The organism is Streptomyces sp. cg40, assembly GCF_050320165.1.
GTDB classification, from domain to species: domain Bacteria; phylum Actinomycetota; class Actinomycetes; order Streptomycetales; family Streptomycetaceae; genus Streptomyces; species Streptomyces hokutonensis.
Genome location: NZ_CP190128.1, coordinates 10375020 through 10390833, shown reverse-complemented (window position 1 = coordinate 10390833; position 15814 = coordinate 10375020). Strand labels below are relative to the sequence as shown.

At 73.0% G+C, this 15814-nt stretch carries 9 protein-coding genes and 1 pseudogene; 2 read left to right on the top strand and 8 right to left on the bottom strand.

From position 1 onward, the window contains the following. Nucleotides 1-81: 81 nt before the first annotated feature. Nucleotides 82-1503, top strand: a complete 1422-nt coding sequence (gene purF, locus ACQHII_RS46780; protein WP_427925024.1) for an amidophosphoribosyltransferase — start codon at nucleotides 82-84, stop codon at nucleotides 1501-1503. Beyond that, nucleotides 1503-1868 carry a BlaI/MecI/CopY family transcriptional regulator gene (locus ACQHII_RS46775; protein WP_427925023.1) on the top strand — a complete coding sequence of 122 codons (366 nt, stop codon included), beginning with the start codon at nucleotides 1503-1505 and terminating at the stop codon, nucleotides 1866-1868. The genes purF and ACQHII_RS46775 overlap by 1 nt, the downstream gene beginning before the upstream one ends. A 240-nt stretch (nucleotides 1869-2108) precedes the next feature. Here the strand turns inward: ACQHII_RS46775 and ACQHII_RS46770 are convergent. The 8 genes and pseudogenes from ACQHII_RS46770 to ACQHII_RS46735 all read right to left on the bottom strand — a co-directional run. Further along, nucleotides 2109-5642, bottom strand: a pseudogene (locus tag ACQHII_RS46770) (type I polyketide synthase); the annotation flags it as partial. Further along, on the bottom strand, nucleotides 5639-9577 hold the full coding sequence (locus ACQHII_RS46765; protein WP_427925022.1) for an SDR family NAD(P)-dependent oxidoreductase: 3939 nt from the start codon (nucleotides 9575-9577) through the stop codon (nucleotides 5639-5641). The gene ACQHII_RS46765 and the pseudogene ACQHII_RS46770, both read right to left, overlap by 4 nt. A 41-nt stretch (nucleotides 9578-9618) precedes the next feature. Continuing rightward, on the bottom strand, nucleotides 9619-10467 hold the full coding sequence (locus tag ACQHII_RS46760; RefSeq protein WP_427925021.1) for an LLM class F420-dependent oxidoreductase: 849 nt from the start codon (nucleotides 10465-10467) through the stop codon (nucleotides 9619-9621). Continuing rightward, nucleotides 10464-12056, bottom strand: coding sequence for a type I polyketide synthase (locus ACQHII_RS46755; RefSeq protein ID WP_427925020.1), 1593 nt, complete (start codon nucleotides 12054-12056; stop codon nucleotides 10464-10466). The genes ACQHII_RS46760 and ACQHII_RS46755 overlap by 4 nt, the downstream gene beginning before the upstream one ends. Then, complete coding sequence (locus ACQHII_RS46750) at nucleotides 12053-13813, bottom strand: fatty acyl-AMP ligase (RefSeq protein ID WP_427925019.1); 1761 nt, start codon at nucleotides 13811-13813, stop codon at nucleotides 12053-12055. Before ACQHII_RS46750 ends, ACQHII_RS46755 begins: the two co-directional genes overlap by 4 nt. Then, nucleotides 13798-14310, bottom strand: a complete 513-nt coding sequence (locus ACQHII_RS46745; protein ID WP_427925018.1) for a hypothetical protein — start codon at nucleotides 14308-14310, stop codon at nucleotides 13798-13800. The genes ACQHII_RS46750 and ACQHII_RS46745 overlap by 16 nt, the downstream gene beginning before the upstream one ends. Next, nucleotides 14307-15167 carry a hypothetical protein gene (locus ACQHII_RS46740; RefSeq protein WP_427925017.1) on the bottom strand — a complete coding sequence of 287 codons (861 nt, stop codon included), beginning with the start codon at nucleotides 15165-15167 and terminating at the stop codon, nucleotides 14307-14309. Before ACQHII_RS46740 ends, ACQHII_RS46745 begins: the two co-directional genes overlap by 4 nt. Further along, complete coding sequence (locus tag ACQHII_RS46735) at nucleotides 15164-15790, bottom strand: class I SAM-dependent methyltransferase (RefSeq protein ID WP_427925016.1); 627 nt, start codon at nucleotides 15788-15790, stop codon at nucleotides 15164-15166. Before ACQHII_RS46735 ends, ACQHII_RS46740 begins: the two co-directional genes overlap by 4 nt. Nucleotides 15791-15814: the final 24 nt, after the last annotated feature.

Sequence of the window (15814 nt, the reverse complement as noted above, 5' to 3'; positions counted from 1 at the left end):
CGGACTACTTCATGGAGGAAGCGTGAGCGGGCCAGACAACGGCGGTCACGAGGACGAACGGGAACACGACGGCGGTACCCGGTGAACGACCCGCTCGCCCGGCCCCGCGAGTCCTGCGGTGTGGCCGGCGCCTGGGGCCCGGCCGCGCCGTCCGTGCGCGGTCTGCTGATCGCCCTCCAGCACCGGGGACAGCAGAGCGCCGGGATCGCCGTGTGCGGTGCGGACGGCATCGTGTGCCGGACCGGTCCCGGACGGGTGACGGACGTCTTCCCGGAACCCCAACTACTCCTGCCCCGGGGTACGTTGGGCGCCATTGGGCATGTGCGCTACGCGACGTCCGGCGGCCCGGGCCCGGACGGCGAACTCGCACAGCCCGTCGTCCTGGACGGTCCCGGCGGCCCGCTCGCGCTCGCCCACAACGGCACCCTCGTCAACACCGCCGCGGCCCGCGCCGAGTCGGGCGTCCCGGCCGGCGCCCCGGACACCGCCGTCCTCGGCCATGTCCTCGCCGACACCATGGAGAACCACGGCGTCAGCCTGTTCAAGGCCCTCCACCTGGTGCTACCGACGATCACCGGCGCGTACTCCCTGGTGCTCACCGACGGCCGCCGGCTGTACGGGGTGCGCGATCCTCAAGGGTTCCGGCCGCTCTGTCTGGGCCGGCTCGACGACACCTGGCTGCTGGCCTCGGAGTCCGCCGCGATCGCCGCGGTGGGCGGGACGTTCGTCCGTGAAGTGGAGCCCGGCGAGGTGCTGGAAGCCGATGCCGAGGGCATCCAGAGCAGCCGGCTGGACGTGCCGGACGTCCGGCGGGCCTCGTGCGTGTTCGAGCATGTGTACTTCGCCCGCGCCGACTCCAGGATCGACGGACGCAGCGTTTACGAGGCCCGGTACGCGGCCGGTCGGGCACTCGCCCGGTGCGCACCCCCACCGCCGGGTTCCGACGTGGTGGTGGCCGTGCCCGACACGGCCCGGGTGGCCGCCGACGGCTACGCCCGGCAGACCGGACTGCCCGTCGTGCAGGGCTTGTTGCGACACGAGGGCGTGGGCCGCTCCTTCATCGAGGGCGACCGGGCGGGCCGGGAGGCGGCCGTCCGGCAGAAACTCTCCGCCGTCCCCGCCGCCGTCGCGGGTCGCGAGGTCGTCCTCGTGGACGACTCGCTCGTCCGGGGCACCACCATGAACGCGGTCGTCGCCATGCTCCGCACGGCCGGAGCCGCCGCCGTCCACCTGAGGATCGCGTCCCCGCCGCACCGCTGGCCGTGCTTCTACGGCATCGACACCGGACGCGGGGACACGCTGCTCGGCGCCCGGGTCCCACCAGAGGCGCTGGCCGGGCGACTCGGCTGCGACAGCGCGGAGTTCCTGCCGCTGGACGCCCTGCTCGTCGCGGTCGACGGCGCCCCGGACACGTACTGCACCGCGTGTCTGGACGGCCGGTTCCCCACCGAGGTGGACCTCCCGGACCCGGCATCGCCGCAGCAGCCAACCGGAGGGAAATGATGGGTAGTTCACTGCAGATCCGGGTTCTCAACCTCCTCTCGGCGGCCGGGCGCCCGCTGCACGGACGCGAGGTGCAGGAGCGGCTCAACACGGAACGCGAGGACCGCCTCGCGTACACGACCGTCCTGACGGTGCTGACCAGGCTCGTGAACAACGGTGCCGCCGCCCGTCAGCGCAACGGGCGGCAGTACGTCTACCACGCCACCTGCCGGGACGAAGTGGGCCTCGCCGTACGCAAGGTGTTCACCAGCTTCGGACCCGACGCGGTGGCTCACTTCGTCGACCAGGCGTACGCGGATCCCGCGCTGCGGGCCCGGCTGCGGCTGGCCGTCGACGGCTCGGCGCTACTGCGTGAATCCTCCTAGCAGCGCGAGCGCCCGGGCGTTCAGCTCCCGCACCTCGCTCTGTCCGCAGCGGGTCTCGTCGTACCACCAGTCGAGGTGGATCCGGCCGCCCTGCCGGTAGGTGCGCACGTCGAGCGCGTGACCGCGGGCCAGGGCGGGTTCACCCTGCGGGACGTCGTTCAGCGGTACGGCCTGGAGCGGCGCACCGCGGCCGTCGGCCGGTCGGGTGCCGCGTGTCCCGGCGTCGGTGAAGGTCACCTCCGCCGCGGGCAGCCGCCGCAGCGCCTCGGCGGTCTGCGGGTGGAGGTGGCGCAGGACGCCGTAGTGCACTCCGTGGTGCGGGATGCCGTCCAGCGCCTCGCGGGTGTCGCTCAGCAGGCGCGCCGGGTCGGCGTGGTGGGTGCCCGCGAGGAGCGGGTACGTCGAGGTGCAGCGTCCCACGGTCCGGCCGAGGTCGATGCCGGGGAAGTCGCCGTCGCGCGCGCTGCCCGCGATGTCGATCAGTATGCCCTCGCCGTCCGTACGCCGGGCGAGCGCACCGGAGACCGCGGCGAGCACCAACGCGCCGGAGTTCATGCGCTGTTGGCGCTGGACCGCGCGGAGCGAGCGCGTCAGGGTGGAGTCGACGACGCCTCGCAGCAGCCGTGCCGGGCCGGTCGACGGCGGCGCCGGGAACGCGGGCCTGGTGCCGGCGCGGCGCACGAGGTCCAGCCAGTAGGGCCGTTCGAGGAGCACGGCGTCGTCGAGGGCCCAGGTCGTCAGGCAGTCGGACCAGGTCTGCCAACTGGTGCCGAACGCAGGGAGGTTGACCTCCCGTCCGCTCAGGAGCTGGCGGCAGGCGGTGGTCACGTCCTCGGCGATCAGGCGCTGGGCGGTGAGGTCGACCGCCGTGGCATGGACCAGCAGCACGAGGTGACGGCCGCCGTCCGGCCCGCCGTCGAGAAGCACCGCTTCCAACACGGCACGCCTGCCCGGGGCGCGACGGCGGCGCAGTTCGGCCGTCGCGGCCTCGACGATCGCGGCGGGCTCCGCCGTTCCGTCACACTGCCACGGCACGACGGCCGGCGGGGACGCGGCCGAGGGCGCCGGGCGCTGTTCCCACATTCCCGACCGTTCGGCCAACTCGACCTGTAGCGCGGTGTGCTGACGCACCGTCTGCGCGAGTGCCTTGTCGAGCAGTTCGGCGTCGACGCCGTCGCCGACCCGGACGAGCAGCGGAACATCGAGGTCCGGCAGTACGACGGAGTCGGCCATCAGCTCCAACTGGGCTGGTACCAGCGGCAGTTCACTGCGAGTCGGCTCCACCGCAGGAGCCGCCGTACTGCTCACCTCGCCGGGTCCCACCGCCTCGGTCAACGCGCGGAGGGTGGGGTTCTGGAACAGGGCGCGGGGGCTGAACCGCAGTCCCGCCGAGCGGGCGCGGCCGGAGACCTGGGCCGCCATCACGGAGTCGCCGCCGAGTACGAAGAAGTCGTCGTCGGGCCCGATGGTGTCGATGCCGAGGACATCGGACCAGAGGCCGGAGAGGACCTGCTCGGTCGTGCCCGTCCCGCCGGTCGCGGGCGCCTGCGTCGCCTCCTCCGGCTCGTTCGCCTCCGCGTACGCCGAGTCGATCCAGTGCCTCGACCGCTGGAAGGGGTATCCCGGCAGCGAGGTCCGCTGGTGTCCGCTCCGGAGCGGTTCCCAGTCCACGGGGACTCCGTGCGCCCACAGCCGACCGAGGACCTCCTGAAAGGCCCCGGGGTCTTCGGTGTCGACGTCGACGAGGAGGTATCCCGCGTCGCTCGCCTCGGCCGGGGTCAGTCGTCCGCCGGCCCGGCCGGTGAGGACGGGCAGCGTCGGCGTGCCGGGTACCGGGTTCGCCGGTTCACGTCGGGCCACCGCCCGCACGGCGTCCTCCAGGCCCATGGCACCGGCGAGTTGGGCGGCCACGAACTCGCCGACGCCGTCACCGGCCACGGCGGCCGGTCGTACGCCCCACCCCTCCAGAGCGCGGGCGAACGCGTACTGCGCGCAGAACGTCCGCGCCGACTCCGGGTCGAGCTCCCCGAGTTCGGCGCCGAGCTCCTTCTCGAAAAGTGCGGCACAGGCGTCGAAGGCCTCGGTGAACAGCGGATCCGTTCCATGGAGTCCCGACCTGGCCCGTGCCGCCGACGCCGGGAACTGCACCAGTACGGCGGGGAGTTCGCCGTGCGCCGCACTGTCGACGGCAGGGTTGCCGGACCGCTCCAGGGCCGTCACGGCCTGTTCGGCGTCCCGGGCCACCACGGCTCGGCGGAAGCGGAACGGACGGCGGCCCTCCGCGAGGGTGAGCGCGGTGTCGGACAGGTCGGTGCCGGGCCGCTCCCGCAGGTGCTCGGCGAGCCGCCCGCCCGCCTCGGCCAGGGCACGCTCGGTGCGGGCGCTCAGCACCAGCACCCGGGGGTCGGAGCGAGTGGGAGTCGCGGTGCGTTCCGGTGCTTCCTCCAGCACGACGTGCACATTGGTGCCGCCCGCGCCGAGCGAGGTCACCCCGGCGAACCTGGGCCGGTCGCCGGTCCAGCCGGTCAGTGTGTCCTGGATGCGGAACGGCCCGCCGTCCAGTTCGAGTTCGGGGTTGGCCTCGGTGAAGTGGAGGGTCGGCACGAGCATGCGGTGCTCCAGGCACAGGACCGCCTTGATGAGCCCGACGACTCCGGCCGCCGTCTCGCAGTGCCCCACATTGCCCTTCACCGAGCCGAGCGCGCACCAGGGCCCGTCCGGCCCGTCGCCGAACGCCCGGCGCAGCGCGGCCACTTCGACGGGGTCGCCGAGCGCGGTGCCGGTGCCGTGCGCCTCGACGTAGCCCACCTCGCGCGGCTCCACGCCGGCCACCGCGAGGGCTTCGCGGACCACGGCCGCCTGCATCTCGACGCTGGGGGCGGTGTAACCCATCTTCAGGGCGCCGTCGTTGTTGACGGCCGAGCCGCGGATCACGGCCCTGATGTCGTCGCCGTCGGCGAGCGCGTCACCGAGCCGCTTGAGTGCGACCACTCCCCCGCCGCTGGTGAAGACCGTGCCGCCGGACTTCGCGTCGAAGGGCCGGCAGTGGCCGTCCGGTGACATCACCGAGTCGAGGTCGCGCAGATAGCCGACCCGGTGCGGCACCTTGACCGACATGCCGCCGGCCAGCGCCATGTCGGACTCTCCGCACAGCAGGCTCTGGCAGGCGAGATGGACGGCGGTGAGCGCGCTGGAGCACGCGGTCTGGACGCTGAGTGCCGGGCCGTGCAGATCGAAGGCGTGGGCGATGCGGGTGGCGTAGAAGTTGACGTCGTTCGCCGACCACAGGGACATCTGCGCGGAAGACGAGCCGGCGCCGAGCAGTTCGCGCAGGTTGTGCCGGGACAGCACGTGGTACGGGTAGTAGCCGCACGCGGACCCGGAGACGAACACGCCGATCGCGCCGCTCCGACGTGCCGGGTCGCAGCCGGCGTCCTCCAGGGCGTGCCAGGAGCATTCGAGCAGCAGCTTCAGCTGCGGGTCCATGGTGGCGGCGAGGCGGGGTGCGAACCCGAAGAACTCCGCGTCGAACTCCTCGATGCCCTCGAGTGTTCCGGCTCGGGGCATGTAGCCGGGGTCGCGCAGCACGGAGTCGGGGACGCCGTGGCGGCGCAGTTCGGTGTCGTCGAGCGTCTCCAGGCACTCCCTGCCCTCCTGGAGGTTGCGCCAGAACTCGGTGACCGTGCGTGCCATCGGGAACCGTCCCGCCATGCCGACGACGGCGATGCCCTCGGGCTGTTCCTCCGCCGGGTCGTCCGTCCTTGCCGTGTTCATCGCGGCCTCCTCCTGCGCGCCTGCTGCTGTGCCATGCGGGTACGACGGGCCCGGGACCGCACTTCGGCCCCCTCGTCGGCGGGCTCAGCCGACGCGCCCTGTGTGTCGGTGAGTCCGGCGGTGATCTCGTCGGCGAGTCCGGTCACGCTCACCCCCTGGAGGAGGCGGGAAACCGGGACGTCGATCCGGAAGTCGTCCCGGACGGCGTTCTTGATCCGCTGGGCGGCCAGGGAGTCCAGCCCGAGGTGGACCAGGGGTGTGGTGAGCGGGAACCGGGTGCCCTGGTGGCGCAGCAGCGGGCGGATCCGCTCGGTGAGCCGTCCGGTCACCGCACGGTGCACCGCCTCGTGGCTCATCCCTCGCAGCCGGTGGCGTTCGAAGCGGGCCGTGTCCGCCCGGTCCCGGGTCAGGCCGGCGACGACCCGCGCGAAGTAGGAGGAGTGGCGGGTCTCGGGAAACACCGCCGGGTAGTCCGGTCCGAGGCGGACCACGCCTGCCTGGGTGCTCTCGCGGGCGAGCAGTTCCTCCAGCGCGGCGAACGCCTCGCGTGGGCGTATCTTCCCGAGCCCGGTGACCTGTGCGTCCCGCGCTCCGCCGATCTCCGCCCAGGGTCCCCAGTTGACGGAGAGTCCGGGAAGCCCGCGGGCGCGCCGCCACTGGGCGAGGGCGTCCAGACACGCGTTGGCCGCGGCGTAGTTGGCCTGGCCCGGCGCGCCCAGCAGCGCGGCGGAGGAGGAGTAGCCGATCCACCAGTCCACGCCGTCGCGCGGTGTCGCGAGGTGCAGTCGCCAGGCACCGACGGCCTTGGCCGACCAGGCCCGGCCGATCCGTTCCGCGTCGAGGTCGATCAGCAGGGCGTCGTCCAGGACGCCCGCCGCGTGGACGACGCCACGGACGGCGGCGCCCATGGCCGTCACCGCGTCCATGAGGCGGTCCGCGACGTCGGGGGTCGCGATGTCGCCGAGGACGACCGCGACGCGGGTGCCGGTGGCGCGGATCTCGTCGATGGCGCGGGCGGTGTCGGGGCCGGGCAACGAGCGTCCGTTGAGGACGACGCAACCGGCCCCGCGTTCCGCCAGGAGCCGGGCGGTGGCCAGGCCGAGTCCCCCGGTGCCGCCCGTCACCACGTAGCCGCCGTCGGCGCGGACCAGAGGACGCGCGGGTACGGCCGGACGGTCGGCGGGCACCGGGGTCAGGCGGGCCAGCCGACGTATGCCGGCCCGCCAGACGACCTCGTCGTCGGACGAGCCGGAGCACAGCTCGCGCAACAGGTCGGCGGGGTCGGGTGCGGGGTCCAGGTCGACCAGGGTGGGCCGCAGTTCGGGCCGTTCGGCACGCAACGACCGCATCAGTCCGGGCAGTCCGGCCTGCGCCGGGTCGAAGGCGGCGGTGTCGTCGGGTGGACACCCGCCCCGGGTGACGGCGTAGAGCCGTGGCGGTACGGCGGTCGCGCACCCGTCGGCGAGCCGGGCGGCGAGCCGGAACCAGGAGACCAGGCGCTGTTCGCTTCCGGTGGGTGTGTCGGTGTCGGCCCGGTCGGTGTCCCATCCGAGGAACAGGACTCCTTGTACGTCGGCGGGCAGGACGGCCTCGGTGTCGGCGAGGACGGTCGGCCGGAGGCCGGCCCGCTCCATGTGGCCGAGCAGCCCGGTCCGGAAGGCGTCGTCGCTGCCACCGCCGTACACCAGCCAGTCGCCCGCAAGGGTCGGCACCTCCTCGCTGGGCAGGGGTGCCGGTTCGTACTCCAGGGTGTGGAGCAGTCCGTCCGTGGAGACGGGCAGGGTGTCCTCGTCGAGGTGCCGGAACAGCACGCCCCGCAGTTCCGCGACGAGCGGTCCGCTCTCGTCGTAGATCTCCAAGTCCGCGGTACAACCGTGGAGTTGGGGCTGGACGAGGGCTCGGCACACCAGGTTGTCGCTCGGTTCGCCGATCACCCGCAGCCCGGCGACACCTGCGGGGAGGCAGAGCCGGCCGGTGTCCCGCACCTGGGTCATGGCGATGCCGTGCAGACAGGCGTCGAGCAGGGCCGGATGGAATGCCATCCGGGGGTCGGGCCGCACGGAGGCCGGCCGGGTCACACGGCCGGTCGCCAGTCGGTCGGTGAGGGAGAGACCGGTGAGTCCGGCGAACGCCGGGCCGTGGTCGAGGCCGGCGTCGCGCAGCCGGGGATAGATCTCGTCGGGACCCAGCGACGGCCCGGACGGATCAGCCGTGTCCAGGGTGTCGGTGACCGCTGGTTCCCGCGTGCGGACCGCGGCCTTCGCCGTCGCGTGGACGACGTCCGTGTCGCCCTGCCGGCTGCCGATCTCCAGCTCGGCCACGCCCGTTGCGGTGACGGTCAGGGAAGTGGTCACGGTGGTGGGGGCGGCCAGGGGCAGCAGTCGGCGGAAGTCGATGTCGGACAGGACGATGTCCTCGGGCTTCGCCTCGAACGCGGTACAGGCCGCCGACAGGGCCATCTCGCAGTATCCGGTGCCGGGCAGCAGCGGCAGTTCGCCGAGCCGGTGGTCGTCGAGCCAGGTGAGGCGTGAGGTGTCGAGGGTGGTCTGCCAGACGTACCGGGCCGGGGTGCCGGGCAGCCGGACGTGGACGCCGAGCAGGGGGTGGGTGTCCTCGGCCGCGACGGCGACCCTGCCGGTCACCGGCAGGCGCTGCCCGTGGTCCCAGACGGTCGTCGGCAGGTCCACGAGCCGGCCCGAGGGATACAGCCGCGCCCAGTCGACGTCGAGCCCCCGGCAGTGTGCCCGGGCCAGCCCGGCGAGTACGGCGTCCTCGGCCGCCTCTCCCCGGCGCAGCGTCTCCCAGGCCACGGCGTCACCGACCCCGCTGTCGGTCAGGATGTCCGCCAGCGAGCGTACGGCGACGGGATGCGGCGACACCTCGACGAAGGTGCGCAGCCCGTCCTCGGTGGCGGCCCGTACCGCGTCGAGGAACCGCACCGGACGCCGCACGTTGGCGGCCCAGTACGCGCCGTCGAAGGCGGGTGTGTCACGGGCGTCCGGAAGGGTGGTGGAGTAGAAGCGGACCGTGGGTGTCCTGCCCCCGATGTCCGGGAGCAGGGCGGTCAGTTCGGGTACCACGCGGTCGGCGAACCTGCTGTGTCCCGCGGCGTCACCGCCGCGGACCGGATAGGTGGCGACGCCGTCGGCCTCGCAGGAGGACAGGAACGCCTCCACGGCGTCCACGCCGCCCGCCACCACGGTGGCCCGCGTCGAGCTGTGCACGGCGATCTCCACGTCGAAGCCGCCGCGCAGTCGCCGTGCCACCTCGGGCCCGGGCAGTTCCACGACGGCGGTGGTGCCGAGTCCGAACATCCGGCGCCGCATGACCTCCGAGCGCCGGAGGATGACGCGGGCGGCGTCGGTGAGGGGCAGTGCGCCGCTCACCACGGCGGCGGCGAGTTCCCCCATCGACTGGCCCAGCACCGCGGCCGGCCGGATGCCGTAGTGCCGCCACACCTCGGCGAGTCCCACCTGCATGGCGAAGAGCGCGGGCTGCACGGACGCGGCGTCGGCCCGGGACACCTCCGTCCGTGTCAGCAACTCGTACGGCGCGTCGCGTCCTTCGGCGCGGAAGACGGGTTCCAGTTCGTCCAGTACGGCGCGGAAGGCCGGCTCGTGGAGCAGTCCACCGCCCATGCCGTCCCATTGGGAGCCGTAGCCGGAGAAGACGAAGACCACGTCCGAGGGCACCTGTCGGGGTTCGTCGGCCACGACGACCCCTTCCCCGCTCTCTCCGGCCGCGAGGGTGCGCAGCCGGTGCGCCAACTCGTCGTGGTCGTGGGCGAGTACGACGGCGCGCACGGGGAGTCGGGGGCGGCGGCGGGCGAGGGTGTGGGCGACATCGGCGAGGTCCGCCCCGGTGCCGGGTCCGGCGAGCCAGGCGGCCAGCGCCGAGGCCCGCGCCCGTACCCCCTTCGGGGACCGGCACGACACGGGGAAGAGCAACGGGCGTGTCCGCGCCCTCGGTTGGGCCGTCACAGGTATGCCGCCTGTTCGCTCAGTTCCGTGTACCAGTCCAGGAGCGGCAGTACGTCCTCGCGTTCGCCCGGGGGCAGGGTGAACACGCAGCGGGTGACGCCCGCCTCGATGCAGTGGGCGACCGCCTCCTCCTCCGGCGGCACCTCCACCACGGTGACCGGCACGGGTCCCAGGCCCAGGTCGGCGGCCTGTTCGTTGAGCCGGGCGATCCGGTCGGCGAGGCCGACGCCCTCCAGGCCGTACATCGGCATCCACTCGGCGCGCGCCTGCGTCACCCGGTCCAGGGCCCTGGCGCCGGTCAGGCCCATCAGGATCGGCGGGTGCGGCCGGCGCACGGGTTTGGGCAGCGAGACGATGGGGTCGAACTTGACGAACTCCCCGGCGTACGAGGCCTCGTGCTCGGTCCAGATGGTCCGCATGACCTCCAGGTACTCCATGAGGCGCGCGGTGCGGGTGGCCGGGTCGACGCCGTGGTTGAGCAGTTCCTCGCGGACCCATCCGGTGCCCACGCCGAAGAGGAACCTGCCCCGGGAGATCACGTCGAGGCTGGCCACCTGTTTCGCCAGGACGATCGGGTCGCGGGTCGGCACCTCGCAGATGCCCGTGCCCAGCAGCAGCGTGGAGGTCGAGGCGGCGACGGCGGACAGGGCGACGAACGGGTCGAGTCCCTGGAGTGCCTCGGGGACGACCGCTCCGCCGTCCGGCCGTTCGCTCTCGATGTGCACGGGCATGTGGGTGTGCTCCGGCACGAACAGGGAGTCGAAGCCGCGTTCCTCGGCCTGGCGTCCCAGCTCGGCGGGGTCGATGGAGAAGTCGGTGACGACGGACAGCAGTCCGAACTTCATGGGGTCCTCACGGTCGCGGGCGTACGGGGTGGGTCGCAGAGGACGGCGTGCGCGTTGGTCCCGCCGATGCCGAAGGAGCTGACGCCGGCCACGCGTTCGCCCGCGGGCGCGGGCCAGTCGGTGAGTCGCGTGACGACTGCCAGCCCGAGGTCGGACAGCGGGACGGCGGGGTTGGGCCGGGTGTGGTGGAGGGTGGGGGGAATCCGTCCGTGGTGCAGCGCGAGGACGTTCTTCACCAGGCCCACCAGTCCTGCCGCCGCCTCCAGATGGCCGAGGTTGGACTTGACCGAGCCGATGAGCAGCGGGCCGCTCCCCGCCCGGTCCGGACCGCCCAGTGCCCGGCCCAGGGCGCCCGCCTCGATGGGGTCGCCGAGGCGGGTCCCGGTTCCGTGGGCCTCCACGTATCCCACGGCGGCGGGCGCGATCCGGGCTCGTGCGCAGGCCCGGCCGAGCAGGTCCTGCTGGGCGGCCGGGTTGGGCGCCGTCAGCCCGTTCGACCGGCCGTCCTGGTTGGTGGCGGTGGCGCGCACCAGGGCCAGCACCCGGTCGCCGGCGCGGACCGCGTCGCCGTAGCGCTTGAGTACGACACTCACGCAGCCCTCGCCGCGCACGATGCCGTCGGCCTCGGCGTCGAAGGGCCGGCACCGGCCGGTCGGTGAGGAGGCCTCGGCCCGGTCGGCGTAAACGGTGCCGGCGGGCGAGAGGAGGACGTTGACGCCTGCGACGACGGCGAGTTCGCTCTCTCCGGTGAGCAGGCTCTGCGCGGCCAGGTGCAGGGCGACGAGCGAGGAGGAGCAGGCGGTGTCGACGGTGAGGCTCGGGCCGCGCAGGTCGAGGAGGTAGGACAGCCGGTTGGCGATCACGCTGAGCGTGGTGCCGGGCAGGGACCAGCCGGTGATGCCGGGCAGGTCCTCCATCCGCAGACGGGCGAAGTCGTCGCCGCTCGCGCCGACGAACACTCCGGTGCGGCTGCCGGCGAGGGAGTCGGCGGGGATCCCGGCGTGTTCGAGGGACTCCCAGGCGACTTCGAGGAACAGCCGCTGCTGCGGGTCGAGTTCGGCCGCCTCGGCGGGCGGGATGCCGAAGAACCCGGCGTCGAAGCCCTCGATGTCGTCGAGGTAGCCGCCCAGCCGGGTGGTGCGGTCGAGGACCGCGGCATGGGCGGGCGAGGTACGGCGGTACGCCTCCCAGCGGCCCTGGGGCACCTCGCGGATCGCGTCGCCGCCGGAGCACAGGAACTCCCAGAGCGCACCGGGTGAGGAGATCCCGCCCGGTAGCCGGCAGCCGATGCCGACGACGGCGAGCGCGGTGTCGTCGCTCCGGCCGGGGACCGGCTCCGGGGCGCGGGCCGGTTCGGGGGGCGGGGCGTCCGTCAGGTGGTCGGTCAGCCGACGCACCGTGGGATGTTCCCAGACGACGGTCGGGGCGACCGGGCGGCCGAGGAACTGGGCCAACTGCCCCGACAGCGCTACCGCGTTGCGCGAGCTGAGCCCGTACTCGCGAAACGGCCGGTCGAGGTCGACGCTGTCGGGCGCGACCGAGCACAGGAGGGCCAGCCGTGCCACGAGCCAGGGGCGCAGCTCGGTCACGATGCCGTCCGATCGGCGGCCACGATCTGTGCGGCGAGTTCCCCGTCGCGGTACAGGTCCCGGCAGATGCGGCGGCGCAGCTTGCCGCTGGACGTCTTGGGGATCGTGCCGCGGGTGACGAGCGCGACGTCGTGCAGGTCGATGTCGTGGGCGTCGGCCACGGCGGCGCGGATCGCGGTGCGCAGTTCCTCGGGGTCGACGGTCGCCTCCGGGCGCAACTCGACTACCACGACGGCGAGTTCGCTCTCGCCGGTCTCGATCGGGAAGGCGGCGACGTGGCCGCGTCGCACGGCGGGAGAGACCTGTTCGACGGTGACCTCGATGTCGATGGCGTGGTGGTTGCGGCCGTCGACGATGAGGACGTCCTTGGCGCGGCCGGCGATGAAGAGTTCCCCGTCGTGGAAGAAGCCCAGGTCGCCGGTGCTCATCCAGTCGGCGGTGCCGTCGAGTTGCCGCCCGAAGGTGTCGGCGCTGTCCTCGCGCCGCCAGTAGCCGCGGCACACGTTGGCGCCCCGGACGAGCAGTTCGCCCACCACGCCCGGGACTGCCTCGCGGCCGGTGCCGGGGTCGACGACGCGGACGTCCTGGCCCTGGAACTCCGGTCCGCAGCCCACGAGTCGGCGGGCGGCCGGGTCCGTGTCGGCGCACGGTTCGACGCGTCCGGCGGTGAGCGCCTCGCGGTCGAAGGCGCCGACCACGGGCTCGGCGTCCGCGCCGATGCCCGTCACGATCAGGGTCGCCTCGGCGAGCCCCCAGCACGGCGAGTGGGCCGTGTGCCGGAAGCCGTACGGGGCGTAGGCCTCGGTGAACCGTTCCAGGGACTGGGCCCGGACGGGTTCGGAGGCGTTGCCGAAGTACCGCACGGAGGACAGGTCGAGACCGGCCCGGTCCGCCTCCGGGACGGCGTCCACGCATACGTCGAGGCCGAAGTTGGGGATCATGGTGTGGGTGCCGCGGTGCTCCCCGAACTGCCGTAGCCAGCGCAGCGGTTGCTGGATGAAGGCGTACGGGGTCAGCTGCACGGCGGGGATGCCCACGGCCAGCGGCATGATGAGCGCGAACACGAGCCCCATGTCGTGGAAGAAGGGGAGCCAGCTGACGATCGTGGCGTGCTCGTCTACCTGTTGGCGGTCGACGTGCTGGGCGACCGACACCGCGATGTTGCGGTGGGTGACCTCGACGCCGCCCGGCCTGCGGGTCGAGCCGGAGGTGTACTGGAGGTACGCCGTGGCGGAGGGGTCCGGCTCGACGGGGATCCACACGTCACCTTGTCCGCCTGCCAGTTGGTCGGCGAGGACGACGTGCGCGGCGGAGGCGCCCGCGGCCAGCGCCTCGTCGACCGACTTCCGGTGCCGGGCGAGGGTGACCACCACCGAGGGGGTGCAGTCGGCGAGGGTGGGCGCCAACCGCTCGGCTCGGCGCTGGAGTTCGGGGGGCAGCAGCGGCACGGGCAGCAGTCCGGCGTAGAGGCAGCCGAGGAAAGTGGCCACGTATTCGGGGCCGTTGGGGCAGAGGATGGCCACCCGGTCGCCCGGGCGCGCCGACTTGCGTAGTCGTCGGGCCATGGCGGTGGCCCGGGCGTCGAGTTCGCCGCGGGTCAGCCGGATGCTCCGGCCGGTCCAGTCGGTGTCGTAGTCGAGGAAGGTCATGGCCGTCGCGTCGGGACGCTCCCGGGCCCGTTCGCGGACCGCTGCGGCGAAGCCGTGGTCGAGCGACGCGATCTCGTCCCGCAGGGCCGGCGTCACGATGTCGTGCACAGCGGATCACCTTTCTCGGCGAGCCAGTCGGAGAAGGCCGCCAGACCGGGCAGGATCACGGTCGAGCACGACAGGACCGCCACGTTGTAGCGCATGTCGGTGATCGTGACGACGGTCCGTCCGGCGGTGTAGGCGGCGTACATCTCGGCGGCGGTGCCCATGCTCGGTTCGTGTCCGGGCAGCCAGGCGACACAGATGTCGCTGGCCGCCGCGAGCCAGGTCATCTCGTGGAACACGTCGAGGAGTTCGAGCACCCGGGGGTCGAGCAGCCCGCGGACCACGACGGGGGTGTCGGCGACGGCGGCGAGTGCCTGCCGGAGTTCGGGCACCCGGTCGCCGTACCGCTCCAGGACCAGTTCGTGGGGGTCGTGCACGACCGGGTCGGGGCAGGTCTTCTCGATCGTCGCGCGCAGCGCGGTGCGGTAGGACTGGTCGGCCGCGTCGACGGCGCGCCGGCCGCCCTGCATGACGCCGGCCAGGAAGAAGCTGGTGGTCACTCGTCCTCCGCCGAGTAGTCGGGCCATTTCTGGTCGGGCGGTACGACCCGGTGGTAGATCGCCGCCGCGTCCATGACGTACGCGGTGACTTCCTCGGGGGTGCCGTCCACGGCGTCGGCGATCAGGTCCAGGACGCGGTGGAAGCCGGGGGTTCCGGCCCGGCTGACGGCGCCCTGGTTGTCCTTGGCGATCAGGAAGGCGGGGTCCACGAGCTGCTCGCGGGGGCGCCCGGTGAAGGGCAGGACGAGTTCGCCGATCGTGCGTTCGCCGCGGTGCAGGGCCCGGATGGACAGGTTGTTCTGCATCGGTTCGAGGAGCAGCCGGCGGGCGAATCCGTCGGGCACCGGGAAGGCGGGCAGTTCGGTGGCCAGGTGGAAGGTGAACGCGCGATGGGTCACCATGGCCGACCGGCGCGGGCTGAAGCGCGCGTACTCCAGCAGCAGGACTCCGTCGGCCACCCACCAGGTCCCGCCGAGCCGGGAGGGCGCGGGGGTGCCGTCGGGGCGGCTGCGGATCGGGTAGGCGTCGATGCCCGCGCGCACCGCTCCGGACACGGCGTCCGCGCGGGCCAGCCGCAGCGGCTCGACGTGCGGCAGATAGGGGTCGAGTACGGTGATGCCGTCCTGGGTGAGGTACGTCGCGGGCGAGTGGCCGCCGGCGTACAGATGGGTCGGCCGGGCCCCGCAGCGTTCCTCGACGAGCCGGGCGACCTCGAAGGTCTGCCAGCCGCAGCCACGGCCCAGCCGCCAGGGCGGCGCTCCCGTCCCGTAGTACTCGTGGTAGGAGGCGGCGCTGCTGTAGGGGACCCGGAACTGCACCTCTTCGAGGGCGTCGGCGAAGACGGTCGGGGCGGTCACAGCCGGATCGCCGTTCCGCTGTAGTAGGGCCCGCTCAGCGGCGGTTTGGGGCTCAGGCGCACCGGGTCGGAGAGCCGGACGTCGAAGCCCAGGGCCTCCATGCGTGCGACGGAGGGCCGGTTGGGCCGGCAGCCGAACTGCACGCGGCGCAGTAGCGGGGCGGCCAGGTCCTGGGCCCGGCCGCGCCTGCCGTCGTCACGGACGTGCTCGAAGAAGGACAGTCGTCCGCCGGGTTTCAGGACCCGGCGGATCTCCGTCAGTACGGCGTCCAGGTCGTCGACGACGCACAGGAGAAGGAACGCGACGGCGGCGTCGAACTCCCCGTCGGCAAAAGGGAGATGCTCACCGGTCGCATCGACCAGTTCGACCGTCGGAACCGTGCTGTGCAGTTTCCCGGCCACCTGTGCGCGCATTCCCGCGGAGGGTTCGACAGCCACTACGTGGTCTGCCTTTGTGTAGTACGGAAGATTACGTCCGGTGCCCGCCCCGATCTCCACCACCCGGCCGGTCAGATCGCCGACCAGAGTGGTGCGCAACTGGGGTCCGCCTATTCCTCTTTCGAGTCTCTCGGAGAGGCGGTCGTACTGTCGGGCGAGCACGTGTGATACGCGGCCGTTTCCCATGTCGGGCGACTCTAGACCCCGGGA

What these genes read in the sequence shown, in the direction of transcription:
- ACQHII_RS46775 (WP_427925023.1), top strand. Translation starts at nt 1,503, where the DNA reads ATGGGTAGTTCACTGCAGATCCGGGTTCTCAACCTCCTCTCGGCGGCC.
- ACQHII_RS46760 (WP_427925021.1), bottom strand. Translation starts at nt 10,467, where the DNA reads ATGAAGTTCGGACTGCTGTCCGTCGTCACCGACTTCTCCATCGACCCC.
- ACQHII_RS46735 (WP_427925016.1), bottom strand. Translation starts at nt 15,790, where the DNA reads ATGGGAAACGGCCGCGTATCACACGTGCTCGCCCGACAGTACGACCGC.